Annotated in this window: 23 protein-coding genes; 15 read left to right on the top strand and 8 right to left on the bottom strand. The window is 43.1% G+C overall.

Features of this window, described 5'->3' with window-relative positions; genetic code table 11:
• Window positions 1-17: 17 nt before the first annotated feature.
• From fis to IEW93_RS17565, 3 genes are all read left to right on the top strand, one after another.
• Window positions 18-323: a DNA-binding transcriptional regulator Fis gene (gene fis / locus IEW93_RS17575; protein WP_011635942.1), complete on the top strand. Its 306-nt coding sequence runs from the start codon at window positions 18-20 to the stop codon at window positions 321-323.
• A 244-nt stretch (window positions 324-567) separates the two neighbouring features.
• Window positions 568-1533 carry a hypothetical protein gene (locus IEW93_RS17570; protein WP_188740557.1) on the top strand — a complete coding sequence of 322 codons (966 nt, stop codon included), beginning with the start codon at window positions 568-570 and terminating at the stop codon, window positions 1531-1533.
• Between the two features lie 82 nt (window positions 1534-1615).
• Window positions 1616-2536, top strand: a complete 921-nt coding sequence (locus IEW93_RS17565; RefSeq protein ID WP_188740556.1) for a surface lipoprotein assembly modifier — start codon at window positions 1616-1618, stop codon at window positions 2534-2536.
• Here the strand turns inward: IEW93_RS17565 and IEW93_RS17560 are convergent.
• On the bottom strand, window positions 2519-3910 hold the full coding sequence (locus tag IEW93_RS17560; RefSeq protein ID WP_229706710.1) for a S8 family serine peptidase: 1392 nt from the start codon (window positions 3908-3910) through the stop codon (window positions 2519-2521). The two genes, IEW93_RS17565 and IEW93_RS17560, sit on opposite strands and share 18 nt — an antisense overlap.
• A gap of 144 nt (window positions 3911-4054) precedes the next feature.
• On the opposite strand from IEW93_RS17560, the gene IEW93_RS17555 reads away from it, so the two are divergent.
• From IEW93_RS17555 to IEW93_RS17530, 6 genes are all read left to right on the top strand, one after another.
• On the top strand, window positions 4055-4543 hold the full coding sequence (locus IEW93_RS17555) for an RNA polymerase sigma factor (RefSeq protein ID WP_188740555.1): 489 nt from the start codon (window positions 4055-4057) through the stop codon (window positions 4541-4543).
• On the top strand, window positions 4540-5307 hold the full coding sequence (locus IEW93_RS17550; protein ID WP_188740554.1) for an anti-sigma factor family protein: 768 nt from the start codon (window positions 4540-4542) through the stop codon (window positions 5305-5307). The genes IEW93_RS17555 and IEW93_RS17550 overlap by 4 nt, the downstream gene beginning before the upstream one ends.
• A 4-nt stretch (window positions 5308-5311) precedes the next feature.
• Window positions 5312-5638 carry a hypothetical protein gene (locus tag IEW93_RS17545; protein WP_188740553.1) on the top strand — a complete coding sequence of 109 codons (327 nt, stop codon included), beginning with the start codon at window positions 5312-5314 and terminating at the stop codon, window positions 5636-5638.
• Window positions 5639-5678: 40 nt separating this feature from the next.
• Window positions 5679-6863 carry a Kelch repeat-containing protein gene (locus IEW93_RS17540; RefSeq protein WP_188740552.1) on the top strand — a complete coding sequence of 395 codons (1185 nt, stop codon included), beginning with the start codon at window positions 5679-5681 and terminating at the stop codon, window positions 6861-6863.
• Window positions 6864-6975: 112 nt separating this feature from the next.
• Window positions 6976-7488, top strand: coding sequence for a hemerythrin domain-containing protein (locus IEW93_RS17535; RefSeq protein ID WP_188740551.1), 513 nt, complete (start codon window positions 6976-6978; stop codon window positions 7486-7488).
• Between the two features lie 141 nt (window positions 7489-7629).
• Entirely contained in the window at window positions 7630-8145 is a 516-nt protein-coding gene (locus IEW93_RS17530; RefSeq protein ID WP_188740550.1) for an AlbA family DNA-binding domain-containing protein, read from the top strand.
• Here the strand turns inward: IEW93_RS17530 and IEW93_RS17525 are convergent.
• The 6 genes from IEW93_RS17525 to IEW93_RS22070 form a co-directional block, all read right to left on the bottom strand.
• Entirely contained in the window at window positions 8125-8862 is a 738-nt protein-coding gene (locus IEW93_RS17525; protein WP_188740549.1) for an HAD-IA family hydrolase, read from the bottom strand. The two genes, IEW93_RS17530 and IEW93_RS17525, sit on opposite strands and share 21 nt — an antisense overlap.
• On the bottom strand, window positions 8862-9761 hold the full coding sequence (xerC, locus tag IEW93_RS17520; protein WP_188740548.1) for a tyrosine recombinase XerC: 900 nt from the start codon (window positions 9759-9761) through the stop codon (window positions 8862-8864). Before xerC ends, IEW93_RS17525 begins: the two co-directional genes overlap by 1 nt.
• A gap of 15 nt (window positions 9762-9776) precedes the next feature.
• On the bottom strand, window positions 9777-10406 hold the full coding sequence (locus tag IEW93_RS17515; protein WP_223420131.1) for a DUF484 family protein: 630 nt from the start codon (window positions 10404-10406) through the stop codon (window positions 9777-9779).
• Between the two features lie 116 nt (window positions 10407-10522).
• On the bottom strand, window positions 10523-11350 hold the full coding sequence (gene dapF / locus IEW93_RS17510; RefSeq protein WP_188740546.1) for a diaminopimelate epimerase: 828 nt from the start codon (window positions 11348-11350) through the stop codon (window positions 10523-10525).
• A 38-nt stretch (window positions 11351-11388) separates the two neighbouring features.
• Window positions 11389-12633 (bottom strand): diaminopimelate decarboxylase, encoded by a 1245-nt coding sequence (gene lysA, locus IEW93_RS17505; protein WP_188740545.1) that lies wholly within the window; start codon window positions 12631-12633, stop codon window positions 11389-11391.
• A 20-nt stretch (window positions 12634-12653) separates the two neighbouring features.
• A complete protein-coding gene (locus IEW93_RS22070) occupies window positions 12654-12815 on the bottom strand; it encodes a hypothetical protein (protein WP_229706711.1) in 162 nt (53 codons plus the stop codon).
• Window positions 12816-12915: 100 nt separating this feature from the next.
• On the opposite strand from IEW93_RS22070, the gene cyaY reads away from it, so the two are divergent.
• Window positions 12916-13251: an iron donor protein CyaY gene (gene cyaY, locus IEW93_RS17500; protein ID WP_188740544.1), complete on the top strand. Its 336-nt coding sequence runs from the start codon at window positions 12916-12918 to the stop codon at window positions 13249-13251.
• Between the two features lie 66 nt (window positions 13252-13317).
• Here cyaY and IEW93_RS17495 read toward each other — a convergent pair whose 3' ends face one another.
• Window positions 13318-15777 carry a class I adenylate cyclase gene (locus tag IEW93_RS17495; RefSeq protein ID WP_223418801.1) on the bottom strand — a complete coding sequence of 820 codons (2460 nt, stop codon included), beginning with the start codon at window positions 15775-15777 and terminating at the stop codon, window positions 13318-13320.
• A 277-nt stretch (window positions 15778-16054) separates the two neighbouring features.
• Here IEW93_RS17495 and hemC point away from each other — a divergent pair, with 277 nt between their 5' ends.
• From hemC to IEW93_RS17470, 5 genes are all read left to right on the top strand, one after another.
• Window positions 16055-16984: a hydroxymethylbilane synthase gene (gene hemC, locus IEW93_RS17490; RefSeq protein ID WP_188740543.1), complete on the top strand. Its 930-nt coding sequence runs from the start codon at window positions 16055-16057 to the stop codon at window positions 16982-16984.
• A gap of 24 nt (window positions 16985-17008) precedes the next feature.
• A complete protein-coding gene (locus tag IEW93_RS17485; protein WP_188740542.1) occupies window positions 17009-17737 on the top strand; it encodes a uroporphyrinogen-III synthase in 729 nt (242 codons plus the stop codon).
• A gap of 75 nt (window positions 17738-17812) precedes the next feature.
• Complete coding sequence (locus tag IEW93_RS17480; RefSeq protein WP_188740541.1) at window positions 17813-19048, top strand: uroporphyrinogen-III C-methyltransferase; 1236 nt, start codon at window positions 17813-17815, stop codon at window positions 19046-19048.
• A complete protein-coding gene (locus tag IEW93_RS17475) occupies window positions 19045-20214 on the top strand; it encodes a heme biosynthesis HemY N-terminal domain-containing protein (RefSeq protein WP_188740540.1) in 1170 nt (389 codons plus the stop codon). Before IEW93_RS17480 ends, IEW93_RS17475 begins: the two co-directional genes overlap by 4 nt.
• A gap of 347 nt (window positions 20215-20561) precedes the next feature.
• Window positions 20562-24354 (top strand): retention module-containing protein (locus IEW93_RS17470; protein WP_188740539.1); only part of this gene is annotated, 3793 nt, incomplete at its 3' end.

The raw sequence follows: 24354 nt of genomic DNA, 5'->3' as shown, positions 1-24354 counted from the left end.
ATAAAGAGCAGAATAGAATGTTTGATCAGACAACTAACACAGAAGTTCACCAGCTTACCGTAGGCAAAATCGAAACAGCAAACGGCACTATCAAGCCGCAGTTATTACGTGACGCAGTTAAACGTGCCGTAACTAACTTCTTCTCTCAGTTAGACGGTCAGGAAGCTTCTGAAGTATATGAAATGGTATTGTGCGAAGTTGAAGCACCTTTACTAGACATCATTATGCAACACACTCGTGGCAACCAAACGCGCGCTGCTAATATGTTAGGTATCAACCGTGGTACTTTACGTAAAAAGTTAAAAAAATACGGCATGAACTAAGACTTAACGTCTAAGCGATTGTAACAAAACGGGCTTATCAGCAATGATAAGCCCGTTTTGTTTTTAAATATCTGCATAATTTAAATTAATATAAAATAATATAAAATAGCTAATTTACAACAACTTAAGATTGATTTTCGTTATGGATTTAATTTATTTTCAATTTTTATAAAAATAATTGGAATAGAATCTGTCGTTGCCTCGTTATCACTATGTCAATCACGACAACAACGAGGGAACTACAATGAACACATTATTTAAACCTACTTTAATCGCACTAGCCTGTTTTTCAACCATGGCAATGAGTGCTGAAATGTCTGTTTCAACCTCAACATCTGCACAAGCTGATGTGCAATTTAGTCAAGGTCAATCAACACAAATAAGTGCTAGCGCTAACCTTCAAAATAGTCACCAGGCTGCAGCATCTAATAATACTGCAACGTCAGATAACAATAGCGAAAGCAGCGCAGATCAAACAGCAGCTAATAACACTGACACAACAGAAACAAGCGAAACAGATGACTCGGCATCAATGACGGCTGAATCATCAACATCAGCTAACGGCGAATTAACACTATTGATGCCGACGGAAACACTAACGGCAGTTAGCTCATCAGTCAATTCATCTGTTGACACTACCATCGCCAATGTCGATTCTGTGTCTCAAATGGCCAGTGCACAACTTAACGATATTGCCAATGGTACTGTAACTCTTGCAACTGAGCTTAGTGGTCAAACTGCGACAACGGCTGAAATGGCAGCGTCACAAACGTTAGCATCAGCGTCTATTGCTGTTATCACCTCGGCTGATACATCTACCCAATTAGCTAACACCTCAGTAAATAGTGCCCTAACAGCTGCTAACTCAACTGAGATTGCACTCAATAACGCAGTCAATGGCGCTACTGAGTTAACAACAACAGCCACAGCTAACAGTGCTTCACAACTGCAAAACAGCTTAACAGCCAATACACTTAGCGCCACCAGCAACGCGATATCTGCATCAACTAATTCAGCGCTTTCGCAAGCAACTACAACGGCGGTAAACGCCACTGCACTTAATACTGTGCAACAAGAGTTACAAGCGAGTGCGAGTGAACTTGTTCAACAAAATGCCCGCGAACAAGTGACCCAGGCAGTAAGCCAAACAGTAAATGCAGAGGTTAACAACACTATCCAAAACACCATTCGATTAACCAGCGGTTTATAACCCACTCAAGCTAATCCAACCTCGTTTATGCCGGCATCACTGCCGGCTTATCCGTAAACCTGTTTACTAAGGATGTCACATCATGGCTTTATTTACTCGCTTTACCACACGCACAACAGCAATAGCCTTGGCCATTACCAGCCCACTCTCATGGGCAAATACCACTGCAGATGACTGGTCATTTAGTGGCAAAGCTAAGGCGGGTATGGAGTATCAATCTAACGTTAATATTAGTGAGCTTGAACAAGCCAGTGGTGAGTCTGACAATGCGGTGGTGCTTGATGCTCAGCTCGATCTGGGCTGGCAAGTGAGTGACAACTTACGTGTAGACACGGGTTACAGCATCAATGATAAAAGCTATCAAACGGCCAGCGATTATGATTCTCGCCTACAGCTAGCCTTTGCCGATGTTAGCTATGCATTCACCGCAACCACCATAGGCTCCAATGTATACCATGCTCAAGCCGATTTAGATGACAACGATTTTTTAACGTTAACTCAAGTCAGCTTATATACCATGCACAACTTATCAGACAGCTGGTTTCTTCGCCCAAGCGTGATGCATGCCGACAAACAATTTGCTCAAATTGAGCAACGTGATGCTAAAAGCTACAGCGCTACCCTTGACTCATTTTGGTTTTTTAACCAAGGCCAGCGTTTTATGTCACTGGGCGTAACCTATGAAGATGAAAAAACCAATGCACCAGAGTTTAGGTACACTTCGACGGGATTAAACGCCCGTGTGTCTAATCAATTTTCATTATGGCAAATAGCTCAAAAAATCCAGCTTGGCGCCAAACTAAGCCAACGAGATTACCACACTCAAGAAAATGGCAGTCGACGAGATGATGTACATCAACAGTATGATGCTAAATGGGAAATCAGTTTAGGCCAACATTGGGCGGTATTAACCTCGGTAGAATATGGTGATTTTAAATCAACAATAGACAGCGCCGATTATGCTGAAACGCGCGCAGGACTATTATTACAAGCCAGCTTTTAAAGGCCGAGTTAATAAGCCATAGCCATATTGATTATCTTTACCCGGCTCACCTAAATCTTGCGCTTGTTGCTGTAATTGTTCAACCACCTGCGCCAGTGTTAGCTCTGGTGACGATGCTAGCAAACAAGCCACTTTAGCACTCACTACCGGTGTCGCCATTGACGTACCACTCTCGCGCCCAACACTGCCATCTGCGCGAGTAGTGAGTACCTTAACCCCTGATGCAGCAAAATCAATATAATCGCCTTGATTAGCCCAGCGATATAATCGCTTAGCATCGTCGACTGCGGTAACTGCAATAACTCCATCATATGCAGCAGGATACAATGGCGCCGCAGCGGGGCCACCATTACCCGCAGCTGCAACAAGAATAATATCCTTGGCCACTAAGCGAGAAACCACCTCATTCAACACCGGATTATCAGGCCCAGTAAGACTCATATTAACCACTCGATTATTTTGCGCAACTAACCAATTTAGCGCCTGAAGAATGCTGTCAAGTGTTGCGCCTTGTTGGTACTCGTTTTGCGCATAAAACGCCCCAGCACTGTATAAAGTGAGCAAGGGAAGCAATGGACTAAGCGATGCATTATCTCCCGCCAACACCCCCGCTACCGCAGTACCATGACTGTATGAAACCGGTATTGCAGCAGGTAAAAAATCTTGTTGAATTAAGGCAAAACGTTTTGCACTTTTGCTAGGCCATGCTGAATGATCAGAGGTAATTGCGGTATCGACCATACCCAATGCAATGGGCACATCACACATAGCCGAAGCCTTATCTTGTTCCACCGGCTGAGCAGTGCTTCGTTCAGATAAGTTGGCCTGCGGCTGATAAATAAAATTACGGCTTAAATAAGGAGCTAATAATTCTGGCAATTGCTGGCGAAGCTTTAGAGTATTATCTAACGACTCAGACACTCTTAGCTTAATCAGTTGCAAATCAATACTGTCTAGGTTTTTACGAGTGTGCACATATTGAGATAACGTCGGTACAACCTTTAACACTTGCAGCCATTGCTCGGCAGACAACAATATCAGCCACTCGCGCTCAACTGCTCGCTGCCCAAGTTCAATTTCAACCTCATTCCACAGTAATTGCTTACGAGTATCTAATATCGGTAACACACTCGGTAACTGCACTAATGGATCTAATAGCTGCGCTTTAATTGCGAGTGTTTTTTGCAATTGCTGCTCAACCAAGCGCTGTTGTTTTAATTCTTGTAGCCGTTCAGCATTACGATTTACGCTGCGGTCAAGCTGATCCACAATGGTGTCAGGTAACTGAGTAATAGGTAATAGCTGAGCTGTAGCCACCCAAGGCACAAAGACCAAGCCCAATATAGTCAGTTTATATTTTTTCATTGTTCTCATCGATTTACCTTGCTTGGCGTATAGTGTGTAAAATAAAAACGTCTGACAACAATAAAAATTCCCTCTCTATTGGAATAAACTCATCTGCTGACCCGTTATCTATACAAGGCCAACTTTAAAGCGAAAAAGAGTATAACTTAAAATATGAAGACAGAATTAACTACATTACTGCCAGCATTAAGACGCTTTGCCTATTCATTGACCGGTTCAATGCCTGATGCAGACGACCTCGTGCAAAATACCCTATTGCGGATCTTAAACTCGCCGCCACCAGAGGGAGTACCACTAGCAAAGTGGGCCTTTAAAATATGCCGCAATCAATGGATTGATGATTACAGAGCACAAAAAGTGCGTACACTCGCTACCACAAAGCCCGAACTGCAGTCAGAAAACTACAGCGATGGTGAGGCCGACATGATTAACGACATCACCTTAAGCGAGGTAAACCAAGCAATGAATAGCCTTTCGGATGATCAACGTGAAGTACTGTCGTTAATTGCAGTGCAAGGCATGAGTTACACAGAAGCCGCAGATGTTTTATCTATTCCAACTGGCACCATCATGAGCCGCCTGGCTAGGGCAAGAGCCAATATGGTGAGCTTTTTTAAACAACCCAACGGGAGCATGGCATGAACCTTAGCGATGAAACCTTATCTGCCTTTTTAGATGCCGAACTATCAGAGCAAGAAATGGAACAGGTTAGAATGGCGCTTGTTGATAACGAAGATATCGCTGAGCGACTTGCCGAACTGGCCATGGTTGATGCAATGGTACAAGAGCATTATCAAGCTATTGACCACCACCCTATTCCTGCTACTACACAAGCATTATTAGCCGATGCTGAGCCAAGTGCAGTAAATCAAGTTAAAGACCAAGGCCTAGCAAATAATGTAGTCGAGTTTCCCTGGTGGCGTAAAGCGCAACAACAAATCCAACAGTATGCTGCGGCAGTGGCTGTGGTAGCACTTATTGCTGGCTATGGTGTTTATCACATCGACTCACCAACCCAAACCGTGAATACCGCTCAACACGCTGCAAGAGTACAAAACGACATTAGTGAGCAACTATCCACACTACCAAGTGGCATTAACACCTTGCTTGATGATGATAGCGTGATGAGCATTCAGCTGAGCTTTTATAATCAACAAGGCCAGTTATGTCGCCAATACGCCCAGCAAAACCAAACTCAACAGCGAAATATTATCGCCTGCGAACAACAGGGACAATGGCAACAAGTCGCCAGTGCAGAATATAACACCAGCCCAGATCATCAAGCTCAGTACCAAACAGCAAGTGGAGGTTCGGCACTGGACCAAGAACTTGATAAGCTTATCGCTGATGCCCCACTCACTCTGGCACAAGAGCAGCAAGCCCTAAAACAACTGACAAAGCGATAAAATAATGTTAAAAAACATAACCATAACCCTAACGTTAATCGTCATAACATTACTCAATGGGTGTGCTACCCCCTCCAAGCTACCGCGGTACAGCCAAACGGATGGGTATCAGTATATTGAGCGAAAAATTACCGATAATTATTATATGCTGGAAATTATCAGTAATAGTAAAGCAACACTGCACACTAACACCCTTTCTCAGGCATCAGTATTAACAGAACAACAGGGTTTTGATTGGTATATTATTGTCGAGCAACATAATACCGACAATATCAAGCCACCCTACAAACAACATATCGAAATACGAATGGGTAAAGGCATTAAGCCGTAAATAGCACCCACTGATAACACCATCAATACAGGACTTAACCATGCAGTGCTCAACCAAGCCTAGTGCACCTCGCGTTCAATCAATCGTTAAGCGCTCCAGCTTGGTGAATGTCTTTGTTGGCGCCTTCCTAGGGGTCACGCTACCCGCCTTTGCCGTTCAATTAGCCCCTCTGCCACAGGAGTTGAGTAACAATGCCGTCGCCATGGTGCATACCAACAAGCAAACGTATCTACTGAGCTTTATGGGATTAGGAAAAGGCAAACACTATCAAGATGTGCACAATCAAGCCTGGGCGTTGTTGCTCGACAAGCCAAACAACAAATGGCAATCCATCAATTCGGTCCCGCATGTTGCGCCATTAGCAGGGCGTTTAGCGTCCACTGCCGTAGGCATAAAACAACACGCTTACATTTTTGGAGGATACACGGTAGCCGAAAATCATGATGAGATCAGCACAATAGACAATTACCGATATTCAATTAACACCGGCAGTTATCAGCGAATTGCCGACATGCCAGTACCGGTAGATGACACCACAGCAGCCACATTTCAGCAACGTTATATCTATTTATTTGGCGGTTGGCATAATGACGGCAATGTTAATTTAGTCCAAGTGTATGACACCCAAACCGACACTTGGGCGCAAGCCAGCCCTATCCCTGCACCCGCAGTCTTTGGCCAGGCTGTTGGCATAGTGGGTAATCAGCTAGTGCTGTGTGATGGGGTCAAAGTGCAGCCAAACATTAATGCACGCAGAAGCTATAAAGCCTCACCAGTATGTTTATTGGGAGAGATTAACCCTAGCAATCACTTACGCATTGATTGGCAATTATTGCCGCATTATTCAATTGCCAATCTACCCGAGGAGCAATCTGCAAGTCAGTCAAACACGGCAACCGCGCATTATCGTATGGCCGCAACAGGAATTATGGCCCCAACAGGCGGGCAAATTGTTTTCTTAGGGGGCAGCGACAATCCCTATAATTATTCAGGGATTGGCTATAACGGCCAACCAAGCCAGCCAAGTAAGCATGAATACCGCTTCGACCTAGTTAGTAAGCAATGGCTAACCCCACAAACACTTGCAAAACCAAGTATGGATCATCGTGGGCTACTGTGTTGGCAAAATACACTACTGCGTATTGGTGGCATGTTAGAACAACAGCAGGTGAGTAATCTCGTATTGGAGGCAAAGCTTAAACCAGGTGAAACCTGCTCGCTTTAGGCCATTTATCACATCAATATGTGACCCAGCTAACATCTTTTAGGGAATAATTTGAGCGCTATAAAAGATGCATATAAAATACATGTAAATTATATGCATCTTTGGGACACTCATGTTAACTCAACAAGCCGCACCTTCATTAGACCAGTTATCATTAGTTGATTTAATTGACCATATTGAAGCAACTCATCATCAGTATATCCGCGATACCGCACCCTTATTGGCAGAATATACCGAAAAAATGGTTAGAGCCCATGGTGAAGATCATGCAGAAATAAAACCATTAGCTCATGCTGTTAACGAGCTCATTGCCGAGCTTATGCCACACCTAATGAAAGAAGAACGCATTCTATTTCCAGCGATTAAATCACTCAGCCTAGGCGAACCTACTCAGGGCTGTTTTGGTCATATCAGCAATCCCATTAATATGATGCTACACGAACATGACAACGCAGACGAAATGTTGCACACCATCAGAAGCCTAACCAATAACTATACTCCACCTGCTGGAGTCTGTAATACGTGGCTAACATGCTATCGTACCCTAGCCCAATTCGATGCCGATTTACAAAAACACATTGAAGTAGAAAACACCCTGCTGTTTCCAAAAACATTAGCATTATAGGCTCACCAGGCACTCAAACGTACACGTTATACTCATCCCCCCACGGTGTATTTGATGAAGTAAGTCTAGGCGCTTACTTCCTTTTTTTAGTAAAATTTCTTAAAGTGATCTTATCTACATGCATCGCTACAGGAAATCCTCATGTCGCCACATCACTACCCTACATTTGCATTAGACGATATCGCTAATTTACAAGAGTCGGCTCAAGTCGAATTTAAATTGGCAGGAGGACGTGATGGCAACGGCAAGCTGCCCGAAGGCATGTGGGAAAGCTATAGCGCCTTTGCGAACACTTTAGGCGGCGAAATTATATTAGGTGTAAAAGAACAGCAAGGAGAGTTTACTATCGAAGGCATTGTTAACCCCATGCCAATGCTAAGTGAGATCTGGGCGATTTTAAATGATCCTAAAAAAATCAGTCATAACATATTAGCGCCAACAGATGTGCAAATTATCGAAATCATGTCTAAAAAGCTTATCCGCATACATGTGCCAAGTGTTGATATAAAACTCCGTCCCATCTACGTTGGCACCGATCCCTATAGTGGTACTTATTTTCGTGTAGGGGATGCCGATATGCATGCTAGCCGAGAACAAGTAGAACAAATGAGTATCAAAGCGGGTATCAACCTAAAATTAAAGCAATCTAAGCAATAAATTTATCTGGCCTATTTCAACATGCGGTAACACGGTTTGTGCTTGTTTATATCGTTGCTGCATACAAGGATTAAGCCACACACTTTGACACCCCGCCATTTTAGCACCGGCAACGTCAGACGACGGATGATCGCCAATATGCAGTAACTCCGATGGCATAATATCAAGCTGTTTGCAGGCCAAAGTAAACATGTCACCATAAGGTTTCATTTTAACGCCATTGCCAGGATGCAGCACAAATTGCATGACCTCACTTAAACCTATGCGCGTAGAATCAACATTACCATTGGTGATCCCAATTAACGGATACTTCTGCCCCAATTGTTGCAATACAGCCATCACCTCCGATGCAACGGTAAAGTCACTACGATGATGATGGAAACAATCCATGCCCATTTGTGCACCTTGGCTTGCTTGTAATTCTGAATAACCAAAGTGCAGCAATCCCTGATGTAACATGGCATAACGCGCTGCACTCGTGTCATGGGCAAGCTCTGGCCTTTGAATAAAAAGAGCTCGTTTAAGCTGTTGCCACTGCTCATTGCTCCATGCTGTGGTCGCTGGATAATGACGATTAATTAAATCAAATAATTGCTCACTGGCATGTACGACATAAGGCCGATTATTGTAAAGCGTGTCATCTAAATCGAAACTAATGGCTTTAAATGGCTGTAGGCGTTGATATTGGGTAATAGAAGCTGATTCTTGATATGTCATTATTTTCCCTTATCTTTTTTCGCTCTTGGATGCGCTCCATCGTATACTTTTGCAAGATGTTGAAAGTCTAAACTGGTATAAATTTGCGTGGTCGACAAGTTAGCATGCCCCAGCAACTCTTGCACTGCACGTAAATCTTGGCTGGATTCAAGCATATGGGTTGCAAACGAATGACGCAACTTATGGGGATGAACTTTTATTGACATCGCCTGCTCTTGGCCCCACTTAGCCATGCGCGCTTGAATACTTCGATGTGACAAACGTTTGCCTTGTGTACTCACAAATAACGCATCACCGGCATCTGCGCAGGGTAATTGATCGCGGCACCTAAGCCAGGCTTTAATTGCCATTAAAGCAAGCTTGCCAACGGGCACAATACGCTGCTTGCTGCCTTTACCTAATACTTTCACTTCCGATTGATCAAAGCGGATATCAGCACAATCTAAACCGGCTAATTCTGCCAAACGAAGACCACTGGAATAAAATAATTCCATCATGGCTTTATCTCGCAGGCAAAGAGGATCGTCTCCCTCAATGGCCAATAAATGGCTCACCGCGTCAACATCCATATTTTTAGGCAAGGGTTTATTTTGCTTAGGTGCACTTAAGGTATGAGCAGGATTTATCGTAACCACACCTTCGTGAAGTAAAAAATCAAAAAACTGCTTAATCGCGGATAAACACAAGGACAAAGAGCGAGGGCTTAAACCTTTACGGTGTAAGCCCGCAATCACAGACTGCAACTGCTCTCTTGTTGCAGCGACTAAATTAATGTTGTCGCCTAACAGCCCCTCAACACGCCGTAATTCAAACAAATAGTTACGCACTGTGTATGCCGACAACTGGCGCTCTGAAGTCAGATATTGGCTAAAAATGGTTTGCCAGTCAGCTTGCGTCATTTGGCGGCTCCAAGGTTACAATTGCGGCAATATATGATCTAATAAATGACGTAATTGACTAAATAACAGTGAGTCCATGTCTGGATGAAAGTGAGTGGGCTCTTTGCTAGCAATGGCAAAAATCACTTGGCCATTCTCATCAGATAGCTTAGTTAAGGCAACAGAACCAACTTCACTACCAAATAAGCGCAATGATTCAGACTGAGTTAAGCGGCCAAAATAGTAACCACCTTGTAAGCGATGACGCCAAATATTGGCTAATTCGCTGTCAATATCGTGTACCGTAATCAGCCTCACATGGCTAAAACCAAATTCACCTTTTAACCCTTCAGACAATAGCTGTCTGAGCTCACCTAAATCTTTACATGCCAACAATTTAAATGATAAATCGTTGTTAAAATTGAATATTCTTTCATTGTACGACGCTATTTTCATCAACGAAGTGATTTCTTCTTCTAACTCGCTGACGCGTTGACGAAGCAACTCTTGACGCCGTTCAACTAACGATACAGCACCGCGTTCAGCATGCGGTAACCGCATAGCAACTAATAACTCAGGGTAACGGTTAAAAAAATCAGGATTATCTAATAAATACTCACGAATTAGGAGTTCGTCAAACCCAAGCTCTTGCATGTTTGTGCGCATTTCTACCCCTAAATCATGACCAATCGCATTAATGTCTTTTGCATTGGCACTGCTCACCGTGTTCACATCCATGTTGATGTTATCTTTCGCGGCGGCAGCTTCTGAGTTAATTTCACTCATAGTTGAATATGTCCATCATATACGTGTTCAGCAGGGCCCGTCATCCACAGCGGCTTGCCTTCACCCTCCCAATTAATCACTAGGCTACCACCGGGTAAATCAACCCTAACCTGCTTATCGAGTTTATCTTGTAATTGGCCTACGGCGGCAGCGGCACATGCACCAGTACCGCAAGCTAAAGTCTCTGCCGCACCGCGCTCATAAACACGCAATTTAATATGGCTAGGACTCACAATTTGCATAAAGCCCACGTTAACCCCTTTAGGAAAACGCTCATGACGGGTCAAACTGCTGCCAATGTCGTCAACGTCCACCGACTCAACGTCATCAACTTCAATTACACAATGGGGATTGCCCATCGAAATTGCACCGCATAAATAAGTTTGTGTTGGTGTTTGCAATAAATACGTCTTTTCGCTTTTTTTCGCTTTAAACGGGATCTGGCTGGGTTCGGTAACTGGCACGCCCATATTGACCGTAATATGGCCGTCTCGTTCAATACGTAACGTAATTTTGCCCGAACTGGTGCTCACGCGAATTTTGTTTTTTTGGGTTAAGCCTTTATTTCTTACAAATCGAGCAAAGCAGCGCGCGCCATTGCCACACTGCTCGACTTCGCTGCCGTCGGCATTAAAAATACGGTAATGAAAATCGAGATCCGGATCATAAGGGGGTTCAACCAATAACAATTGATCAAACCCAATCCCAAAATTTCGATCGGCAAGACGTCGAATTTGTTCAGGCGAAAAAAACACATTTTGTGTTACGCCATCAACGACCATAAAGTCATTACCCAGCCCATGCATTTTGGTAAAATGGATCACGAAAGTTTCCTTATTAAACGTTATACCAACGACAATTTTTACGGCAGCAGGTGTTCACCTTGCCAAAGTTGCTCTAGTGTTTCACGCTGACGTACAACCACATCTTGGTTACCATCAACCATAATTTCGGCCACTCGTGGGCGTGAATTATAATTAGACGACATGGCAAATCCATAAGCGCCGCTTGAACGCACAGCCAATAAATCACCCGCGTTTACCGCTAATTGCCTGTCTTTACCTAAAAAGTCACCCGTTTCACACACAGGTCCTACAATATCATAAGCAAATTGGTCTGCGTCTGTTTGTTGTACCGGAATAATATTTTGCCAGGCACTATAAAGTGATGGGCGAATAAGATCATTCATCGCGCCATCAACAATCGCAAAACGTTTGTCGCTGTTTTCTTTTAAATACAATACTTGGGTAACAAAAATACCCGCATTGGCAGCAATAGCACGTCCTGGCTCAAAAATAAGTTTCAATGGACGCCCATCTAAACGCTCGAGTAAGGCTGCAGCATAAGCATCTGGATGCGGAGGCGTTTCGCCATTATAAGTCACACCCAAACCACCACCTACGTCAAAGTGTTCAATCACTATGCCCTGATTAGCTAAGCGGTCGATTAACGCCAACATACGATCCATGGCATCTAAAAACGGCTTAATTTCGGTTAGTTGTGAACCAATATGACAATCTACACCTTTAACATGCAAATGTGGAAGTGCTGCTGCACGCGCAAAAACGGTGTCGGCCTCATCCATCGCAATGCCAAACTTATTTTCTTTTAGGCCTGTTGAAATATAAGGGTGGGTACCTGCATCAACATCAGGATTTATCCGCAGTGACACAGGAGCGACTTTGCCTAAACGACCAGCTACAGTATTGAGCTGTTCAAGCTCAGCGCTAGACTCAACGTTAAAGCAGTAAATGCCAAGCAGCAGGGCTTGCTCCATCTCGGTAACCGTTTTTCCTACACCAGAAAACACCACTTTTTTAGGATCGCCGCCAGCTTGTAACACACGAGAAAGCTCACCACCTGAAACAATATCAAAACCACTGCCTAATCGAGCAAGTACGTTGAGTACAGCCAAATTTGAATTGGCCTTTACTGCGTAACAAATAAGATGTGGATGATCTGCAACCGCATTATTAAATGCATGCCAATGACGCTCTAGTGTTGCACGTGAGTATATATACAATGGGGTGCCATGCTTCTTTGCCAGTTGCGCGACATCGCAGTCTTCTGCAAACAATGCATCATCTCGATAAGAAAAGTAATCCAAAATACAGGTCCTTATAAATACTATTTTTGTTGTGATATTGAGGGTTGTTGTGTAGTTGCTTCGGCGTTATCAGACGCATTTTTGCTTACTTTTGTAGAGGCAACTTTATTGCCCACAGGCTCTGGCGATTTATATAACACCCCTTTTTGCCCACATGCGGTTACGAATAGGCTAACAAGCATAATAAATAAAAGCAGTCTCATTTTTCTCAACATCTGTGCATCTAGTGAATAATGGTCTTATAATCGCATTCATAACGCAGAAAGCAAAGGATAGAAATGCATGGCTATGACAGATACAGAGTTTCACCAATTAGCAGATGAAATGTTTAGCGAGATTGACAATGCGGTTGAACGAGCAATTGATGACCAAGATGCTGATGTCGACATTGATGCGAGCGGCAACGTGTTGCAATTATCGTTTGAAGACGGTTCTCAAATTGTGATTAACAAACAAGAGCCCCTTCATGAAATTTGGATTGCAACTAAGTTTGGCGGTTTTCACTTTAATTACACTGACGGCAAATGGTTAGATACCCGTAACAGCCTAGAATTTATGCCATTTGTTATTGATTCGATCAAAAAGCAAAGTGGTATAGAGCTAGACATCACCCCATAAAATCACTAATGGGCTCAGTAAAATGACTGAGCCCATTTGTTTTTACCAACACCTAATTAATTTTAGCTAAAATGCGGTTCCCATCTCATCATCAGATAACCCAAACGGTATGACTTGTAATTCGCCTTCTATTCTTGAGAGCTGAAAAAACTGTGGCATGTTAAATACAGGTAAGCGCTGTTGTCGCTGGTTAAAAACATATAAATGGCTTTCTTTGCCAACAAAATCTTTCATGCTGACATCTTGGTATTGTTGTTGAGTTAGCTGATTATTTTCATCAACGATAAACACATCCAGAATGTCATTACGCTCACGTAAAAAATACTGTTTGGCTCCTGTTGCAACAAACTGCTGAATTACAGAGGGAACACTGGCATAGGGGTCATCAATTAGCTCCGGTCTTGCCAAAACCAAGTTTTCAACCAGATCTTTTTTCACTGTGGTATCAATTTTACGGTACATCATCCCTAAAGAATTGAAATACATTCCATATCGATATTCCCCGACAGTAATTTGATGCATTAACGTATTTGTTTGGTTCACTTTTTTCATCAAACCATAACAGCGCAATAAAAGAGCTTTAAGCTGGTTGAATATCGGCTGCTTTAATTTTGCAGAACAACTGATGATTGATAAATCCAGTTTTTCGTCTGAGCGCTTTAAACCAAGAATGATAAACGAAATAGCCTCTAATAATGCGGTATCGCCGCTAAAACGATGGCTTTGCCACTCTCCCCAACTGTTTAAACACACCACCGCAATTGAAGATAATAGGTTTGTTTTATCACGCCCAAATGACAGCACATTTAAGTCAATATAATCAAACATTAACTCTTGCCCCTGCCAATTTACCGTTGGGTCATCATCAACGTTCACCACAAAAACAATTTTTTGATAAAACCACGGCTCAGATAAATGCCGCTTTAACACCACTGGCACATTATGGAGAACAGGGATTAATTTGCGGCTCAAGTACCCAAGTTTATCTGCGCGGCGAGAGCCTCTACCCACCTGTGACCACTTAGTATCTGCCGTTGCAAGCCCATTCATTACCGCCCAAGCCACAAGACTGCATACATTATCGGCCTCGTGGATCACCTGAGTCGTATTAACGCCAGCTAACTCACTCGTTTGTGTTTCAACCTGTGCACCTTCAGGTTGTTTCTGGCGGTACAGATAAAACCGACTAGCCACATTACAATAGCGCACAGTTAATTGAGCTTCTTGAGTAGACAAGCTCCACAATCGATTAAGCGGCTGTAAAATATGGTCATCGTCACTAAAATAAGTATGTAACTTTCGAGCAAGCAAACCAAGTTCCTCGACACGCATACGGTCACTTAATGCTTGCGTAGAGGCAAATTGCAGTAGATTTTTATAACTGGTTAGAAGTAATTCGCTTAATTGCTGATTAAACCATTTTAGCTGGCCAGAATGCCAATAAATGCTGTTATCTAATGTCGCAATTAACTCTGGGCTCCAATTCCATTGGTCGACTAACTGCTGCATTTTATTACCACGCCAATCAAGCTCATTTTGCAATGACCACTGCGACAGCATCACTCCAGACTTTAAATAAAAACAACGCCTGACAATTTCTAAGCGGCTGTTATCATTTTGAGCTAACAAATAACGTTCAATTCTGTAATAAAGCAGTAAGTATGCATCATTATCACAACTAAAATTTTGCTGCTCACACATCTGCCAAATTTGTTGCGTAATGAGTGTGGTATCAGGGTATTCAAACGCATACGTCTCAAGCAATAATACTTTTAATAATGCTTTATGAGGCTTATTGAGCCCTTTGTATAACTGCCACAAAGATGCACCAAAGTATTCAGCTGCGGGTAATGAGGTCACATCACCTAAATACAATAGATGCGGGTATTGCCTAGTGATATCCTGGTTAGCACTTGGCCACCATGCAACTGTTTTGCCGGCTAAACGAATATGTGAGCGATAAAACTCTTCGAGTAATAGCCAATGCTGACTACTGCCACTGTGCTCAACACCTAATGATTGTATGTGCGCCAAAACACTTGGCTCACGAAACTGCATTGGATGAACAAGGTAAAAATTTACCTCAAAATCAAAACCGGCAAACCATTCTGTCAGTAATTTGTTTTTATAACTGATTAACTCTAAATCTTTGCGTGTTAACTCATTTTTATATACAAGCCACACATCAATATCACTTTGTGGGTTTTGGCCAAAACTGGCAGAACTCCCCATGGCGTAAACGCCTTCAAAGGCAGTCGAAGATGCTTGAACCTCAACAGGAACTCCCAATGACATGGCATTGCATGCCTGAATAGCCTCATCGGTTAACGAAAAAAAATCTATACCACAGGGCGTTTTCTCATTGAGGGCACCGGGTAGGTCAGCATGGTTAACTTGCAACATTAACGGAATAAGGTGTAACAATTGCTGTTGCATTGGCGGCAAAACACTAAGTACCCGCGCTATTCGAATACTATTAAGCTGCTGAGCTAATTCCTGTTGATTACACGCTGTGACGATTGCCAAAGCTTACTTCCTTATATCTTTTTGCTTAGGTAAATGAGGTAACGACTCTGATTTGCAACATTTGAATTTATCATCAATAGAGTCTGGTTGAACATCACAATTATATCAAAAGTGTGATCATCGTAACATTGTATGACCATTTAACTCACACTAAAAATAGATAAACAAGAACAATAAGCACTACTGACTTCAAACAATTAGCATCGATTTGTTACATCAAAGCTTAGGCAATGATAGCATTAGCTTAACTAAGGCTATCTGACTTGGATCTACTACTATGTCTGAAAATGTAATTCGTATTGCAACACGTAAAAGTCCACTGGCTATGTGGCAAGCAGAATTTGTTCAAGCTGAACTTGAACGTATTCATCCTGGATTACGGGTTGAACTACTTCCAATGAGCACCAAAGGCGATGTTATTCTTGATACGCCATTAGCTAAAGTGGGCGGTAAAGGTTTATTTGTAAAAGAACTTGAAGTCGCCATGCTAGAAAATCGTGCTGACATTGCAGTACATTCCATGAAAGATGTTCCGGTCGATTTTCCTGAAGGTTTAGGATTACAAGTTATTTGCGAACGTGAAGATCCTCGTGATGCATTTGTGTCAAACAACTACAAAAACATCAGCGAATTACCTAAAGGTGCAGTGGTCGGCACCTCAAGCTTACGTCGTCAATGTCAAATACGCGCTGCCCGCCCAGATTTAATCATTAAAGACTTGCGTGGCAATGTTGGCACTCGGTTAGCAAAGTTAGACAGTGGAGACTATGATGCCATTATTCTTGCAGCTGCAGGGCTAATTCGCTTAAAACTCAATGAGCGTATTGCCAGCTTTATTTCTGCCGAAGAGTCATTACCTGCCAATGGGCAAGGTGCGGTTGGGATTGAATGCCGCACAGATGATGAGCGTGTAAAAGCATTACTAGCACCACTTGAACACTTAGAAACACGTTACAGAGTTCTGGCTGAACGAGCCATGAACACCCGATTAGAAGGCGGCTGTCAGGTTCCTATTGGGGCATTTGCAGAAATAGATGGCGATACGTTAACTTTACGTGGTTTAGTGGGCAACCCTGATGGCAGCCAGATAATTCATGGCACTGTATCAGGCCTTAAAACAGATGCAGTAAGCTTAGGCCAAGCTTTAGCCGATGACTTATTAAGCCGAGGTGCCAAAACGATTTTAGATGCTGTTTATGCCAACTAACTCAAATCAATAAGACATTAGAGAATGAAAGTCTTGCTAACGCGCCCACAAGGGCGCAATCAAGCAATGGAGGAGCAACTCACTCGCAGTGGTGTTGCTTATCTTGTTACCCCGCTGCTGGAGGTGGTAGCAACAAATGAATATCTTGATCAATCACACCTAAATAACGCAGACAATTTATTATTTATTAGCACAAATGCCGTTGAGTTTGCAGCCCAGCAACTCCAAAACAGATTTCCACATCATTGTCGGTACTTTGCTGTTGGACAAGCCACAGCCGATAGCCTAGCAGCACTGAATATCAACGCCATAACCGCCCCTGAAACAAACCAAGACAGTGAAGGCTTATTATCATTACCTCAGCTACAAAATGTTCAAAAACAAACCTTTATTATTGTCCGTGGAGTTGGCGGTAGAGAGACTCTTGCCGAGCAATTAATCGCCCGCGGCGCTGCAGTGAGTTACTGGCAAGTTTATCAACGTGTTACTCCCACGCTTAATAGAAGCACCATATGCGAGCAATGGCAATCCTTTGGTATTGACACCATTGTTGTCACCAGCGGCGAAATATTATCCAATTTAGTCGGCCTTGTTTCAAAAGAATCATTTGCATGGCTACGTTCATGTCATATCATAGTCCCCAGTAATCGCGTCGAAATACAAGCCAAAGCAATGGGATTAAGCCATATTACCAATGCAAATGGAGCAAATACTCAAGCTACACTTACGAGCTTGGGCATAAATTTGTTATGATAATGTTATATGGTATCGACACGTACTGATTAATATTGCTTTTATTGGTTGTATTTTTGCTTTCAAGGACTGTTCATGGAAAACAATAAAAAAGATCCAAACTCGCCAGAAAACAAGGAGGAGAAAACCATTTCTCCATCACAAACTACTGTTGAGAAGCCTACAACGGCAAAAAATGCCAATACCAACAAAGCATCGTCAAGTGACAACAAAAAACAGCCAGTTCAAAATAGAAATACGCAAAAAGAACAACACATAACAAAAGCCAGTTCTTGGTGGATTAGGCTTGGGGTACTATTAAGTTTAGCCATTGCCATTATTGCTGCATTGGGCTGTTATTGGCTTTACTTACAATTAGGTAAACAAGACAGTGGCCAAGCTAAACTTGGGCAAAGCATTACAGAACAAACCAAGCAAAATCAATCGTTAAAATATGAAGTACAACAAGTCGCGCTGACCAGTAATAAACGCATTTCAACGTTAGAGCAGCAACAGCTTAATGACACCAAGGCTTATGCAAAGCTTGCTGAGCTTCAACAAGCAAATAAAGTATTGCAAGAGCGTGTCAATGTTATTGCTCAACGCAGTCCTAATCATTGGATGGCATCAGAAGCAGAATACCTAGTGCGCATGGCGGGCAGAAAACTGTGGCTAGAAAATGATCCTCAAACTGCCATGGGGCTATTACAATCGGCAGATGAACGTATCAGTGCAATGCAAGATCCTGCATTAACTCCTGTACGTAAAGCATTAGCAGCTGACATAAACAGCGTAAAATCATTAAAGACCACAGACATCACCAACACCATTTTCGAATTAGATAGTGTGATTGATGGCTTAACATCACTGCCACTGAACCATATTAATGAAAACTTTGCTGGTCAGTCAAAATCTGAACCCATAACAGGCTCAATAGACGACTGGCAACAAAACCTTGCCCAAACCTGGCGTGAGTTAACCGATGGATTTATCACTGTGCGTAAACGTACCACAGATTTAGAACCGCTATTATCGCCTGAGCAACAATGGTATTTAGTCGAAAACATTCGTAATAAGCTACTTCAAGCTCAACTGTCTTTATACCGGTTTGATCAAACCAACTACCAGCAGTCAATTGCACTGGCCGATAAATGGTTACAGCAGTATTTTGATTTAACAGACAAAAACACCCTAGAGACTATTGAAGCATTAGACAAGCTTGCAAAAGTCAAAGTTGAAAAAATAACGCTTAACAAGTTCCAAGTTTCGCCTTTGCTTCAACAGTTGGTTACCTACGGTGAAATAATGCCGGCGGAGGAACTTACACAATGATAAAAACACTCGTGTATGTGTTGCTCATTTTAATTGGATTATGCATTAGCCCGCTTATTATCGGCCAAAGTGGCTATGTATATATTGCAATTGGTGAGTATCAAATTGAAACAAGTTTAGTTGCTGCTATTGTCGGTTTAATTGTCTTTTATTTTATGCTGCAACTTGCTGAGTGGTTACTAGTGTTACTCCTTAATATCATTTTAAGCAGTCGCTATCTACCTGAAAAATGGCGTAAAAAAGCAGCTAAAAAATACACACTTGCTGGCGCCTTGGCTATAGCAGAAGAAGACTGGCCTGCTGCAGAAATAGCAATGGCCAAGGGTGCTAAGCAAGGTGAAATTCCTTTGTTAAATTTATTTGCCGCTGCTCGCGCGGCACATTATCAAGGTAAAACCACCGCACGCGATCACTACTTAACACAAGCTGAAAAAAATCCTATTGCTAAAATCGCAGTAGATACATCTCGTGCACGTTATTTTATTAAACAAGGTGAATTAGCAAAAGCGAGAGCAATTGTTGACAAGCTTAGCCCTACAAGTAAAAGCAGCACACCGGTATTAAAGCTTGCTGTGGACCTTTATCAACAGCAACAAGACTGGTCAGCTTTGAAATTGATTTTGCCAATTATTGCTAAACGCAAAGTGTTAGAAGAGGATGAACTCGAATCATTATCAACAAAAACTAACACAACCTTGTTAATGGACGCTGCTAAGACATCTGAAGCCGAATTAGAAAAATGTTGGCAATGGTTAAGCAAGGATGAACGTAAACAAGATGAACTTGTCATTGCTTATGCTCATGGTTTAAACATATTAAAACTTCACGATAAAGCCTTAAAAATACTCTACAAGCGCTTAAAAACAGCTCCTACACCTGTGTTATTTTCCGCGTTACCAGATCTTATCAACGCTGATGATATTGACATTCGTCAGTTAATTGATCGTTTGGAAACCACGCATGCAAATGATGTCAATTACCAAACGTGTTTAGCCAAATTGGCCATGCAGCAACGTAATGCGAAACAAGCAAAAGAGCACTGGCAAAACGTTTGTCGCATCGCACCGTCACATCAATCATGGTTAGCTTTGGCTCAGGTTCAAGATCAATTAGGTGAGAATACTTCAGCCGCACAAAGTTATCGGAATGCTGCAATCAAAATATAATACGTTAGTATTAAATTTACTTTTCCCTTAATAAAAAACCGCATTTAATGCGGTTTTTTTATTCAGTATGATAAATTATTGCCGATATACATACCTAATAATTGTTGATAAAACCTGACTTGTTTTCATCACTACCTACTACATCATCATTATCATTTAATAAATATTTTCAGTTACTTATTAAAAACCATAGCAACGTCAAAAAATTGACTGTTTGTCTATCGAATGGTATAATTGTTATACTATGGTTAAATTTTATTTAATCTAAATATTAATAATTAGTTAGCCTAAATCGCACATACTAACGTATTACTTTCTTGATACAACAAAGCTGTTGGGAGCTTCAAATGGGATCTATCATAACGTCACAAAAAGGGATACTTTCTGCCTCAGAAAGTACAATCACCGTAACCATCAATAATGAAACGGTTCAACTACAACCGGGTCAAGAAGTGCCCGCTGGAGCGCAAGTAACCAGTAATGATGACGTTAGTTTCGTTATCACGTTTGATGATGGCACCATTTTTAATAGTGACGAAACCCTTGATAATGCTGATGCAATTGATCAAGTTGCCGATCAGGCTACCCTAGATGAAATTGAAGCCCTTCAAGAATTAATTGCATCTGGAGAAGACCCTACAGAAGAACTACCTGAAACCGCCGCTGGCACCCCAACAGCCAATGATGGTGATTCTGGTTATGTGGCAGTTTCTCGTGATGGTTCTGAAACACTTGCAGATAATGGCTATGACACAACAGGAGAAGCAGCGACCCCAACAGCTGTTTCTCAAGAAGAAAGTATCAGCGAAAACGATTCCCCATCAGTACTAATAAACGATGCAATCATCGTCGGTGAAGACCAAATCGCTGCTGGTAATGTGTTAAGTAATGATACGGATGCCGATTCAGCATTAAGCGTTGTCAGCTTTGAAATTAACGGTGAAACCTACGCTGCGGGCACTGAAGTGACCCTAGAAGGCGGCGTACTTGTCATCAACGAAGACGGCTCTTATACCTTCACACCAAATGAAAACTGGAATGGCAGCGTACCTGTCATCACCTACACCACTAACACAGGTGTTACTGCCACATTAACCATTGAAGTGACACCCGTTGATGATGCGTCAGTATTAGTTAACGACAGCAATACCGTTGCTGAAGATACCGTAGCCACTGGTAACGTATTAGATAACGACAACGATGTGGATTCTGATTTAAGCGTTGTCAGCTTTGAAGTGAATGGTGAAACCTACGCTGCGGGCACTGAAGTCACCCTAGAAGGCGGCGTGCTTGTTATCAACGAAGACGGCTCTTACACCTTCACACCAAATGAAAACTGGAACGGCAGCGTACCCGTCATTACCTACACCACTAACACAGGTGTTACTGCCACATTAACCATTGAAGTGACACCCGTTGATGATGCGTCAGTATTAGTTAACGACAGCAATACCGTTGCTGAAGATACCGTAGCCACTGGTAACGTATTAGATAACGACAGCGATGTGGATTCTGATTTAAGCGTTGTCAGCTTTGAAGTGAATGGTGAAACCTACGCTGCGGGCACTGAAGTCACCCTAGAAGGCGGCGTGCTTGTCATCAACGAAGACGGCTCTTACACCTTCACACCAAACGAAAACTGGAACGGCAGCGTACCCGTCATTACCTACACCACCAACACGGGTGCTACAGCAACGTTAACGATTGAGATCACACCTGTTGATGATCCGACCGTCGCAGTCAATGACGTTGTTAGCGTGGCGGAAGATACGCCAGCGACTGGTAACGTACTCGATAATGACAGCGATCCTGATTCTGATTTAAGCGTTGTCAGCTTTGAAGTGAACGGTGAAACCTACGCTGCGGGCACTGAAGTGACCTTAGAAGGCGGCGTACTTGTTATCAATGAAGACGGCTCTTACACCTTCACACCAAACGAAAACTGGAACGGCAGCGTACCTGTCATAACCTACACCACTAACACGGGTGCTACAGCAACGTTAACGATTGAGATCACGCCTGTTGATGATCCGACCGTCGCAGTCAATGACGTTGTTAGCGTGGCGGAAGATACGCCAGCGACAGGTAACGTACTCGATAATGACAGCGATCCTGATTCTGATTTAAGCGTTGTCAGCTTTGAAGTGAACGGTGAAACCTACGCTGCGGACACTGAAGTGACCTTAGAAGGCGGCGTGCTTGTCATCAACGAAGACGGCTCTTACATCTTCACACCAAACGAAAACTGGAACGGCAGCGTACCTGTCATAACCTACACCACTAACACGGGTGCTACAGCAACGTTAACGATTGAGATCACGCCGGTTGATGATCCGACCGTCGCAGTCAATGACGTTGTTAGCGTGGCGGAAGATACGCCAGCGACAGGTAACGTACTCGATAATGACAGCGATCCTGATTCTGATTTAAGCGTTGTCAGCTTTGAAGTGAACGGTGAAACCTACGCTGCGGACACTGAAGTGACCTTAGAAGGCGGCGTGCTTGTCATCAACGAAGACGGCTCTTACATCTTCACACCAAACGAAAACTGGAACGGCAGCGTACCCGTTATCACCTACACCACTAACACGGGTGCTACAGCAACGTTAACGATTGAGATCACGCCGGTTGATGATCCGACCGTCGCAGTCAATGACGTTGTTAGCGTGGCGGAAGATACGCCAGCGACAGGCAACGTATTAGATAATGACAGCGATGTGGATTCTGATTTAAGCGTTGTCAGCTTTGAAGTGAATGGTGAAACCTACGCTGCGGGCACTGAAGTCACCCTAGAAGGCGGCGTACTTGTCATCAACGAAGACGGCTCTTACACCTTCACACCAAACGAAAACTGGAACGGCAGCGTACCCGTCATTACCTACACCACCAACACGGGTGCTACAGCAACGTTAACGATTGAGATCACGCCTGTTGATGATCCGACCGTCGCAGTCAATGACGTTGTTAGCGTGGCGGAAGATACGCCAGCGACAGGTAACGTACTCGATAATGACAGCGATCCTGATTCTGATTTAAGCGTTGTCAGCTTTGAAGTTGACGGCCAAAGCCATGATGCGGGCACTGAAGTCACCCTAGAAGGCGGCGTGCTTGTCATCAACGAAGACGGCTCTTACACCTTCACACCAAACGAAAACTGGAACGGTAGCGTACCCGTCATTACCTACACCACCAACACGGGTGCTACAGCAACGTTAACGATTGAAATCACGCCGGTTGATGATCCGACAGTTACCTTAGATGACACCAATATTGTTGAAGAAGATGTTGTTGCTACAGGTAATGTTTTATTAAACGATAGTGATCCAGATTCTGATTTAAGTGTGGTCAGCTTTACTGTTGGCAGTGACGCAACGGTTTACAGTGCTGGTGAGTCTGTAGTTGTTGAAAATGGCATTTTAGTCATAAATACTGATGGTAGTTACAGCTTTACTCCTGCGCCAGATTGGAACGGCATACTTCCTACGATCACTTACACCACCAACACTGGGGCAAACGCCACACTGACTATTACAGTGACACCCCAAAGTGATCCAACTATTGCGGTAAACGACACGATAACTATCCAAGAAGATAGTGTTGCTACGGGCAATGTGTTAACAAATGATTCCGATATTGATTCAATTTTAACCGTTCAAAGCTTTGTCATTGATGGCGACAACAACACCTATCAAGCAGGCACCAGTGTAACTCTGTCTCAAGGTGTGTTGCTTCTAAGTACAGATGGCACGTACTCTTTCACGCCTAATACAAATTGGAATGGTCAAGTACCTGTTATCACTTATACGACCAATACCGGCGCAACAGCGACTTTAACTATCACAGTAACACCAGAACAAGATCCTGCGACAATCTCTCCAATAAATGATGCGGGTATCGTGACAGAAGACGGCGCTTCGGATACAGATCCTTCAACTGTTGAAGTCGTTTCAGGCTCATTACAGATCAACGATCCTGATGCTGGCGAAGCCCTGTTCCAGGTACAAACCAATGTCGCCGATGGCAACTACGGCACCTTCTCGATTGATGAGAGCGGTAACTGGAGCTACACGCTAAACAACAGCCACATCGACGTGCAGTCACTCAAAGAAGGCGAAACCTTAACTCGCACTATCACGGTGA

Source organism: Shewanella inventionis (genome assembly GCF_014641855.1).
Classification (GTDB): Bacteria; Pseudomonadota; Gammaproteobacteria; order Enterobacterales; family Shewanellaceae; genus Shewanella; species Shewanella inventionis.
This window is presented reverse-complemented; position numbering and strand designations above follow the sequence as displayed.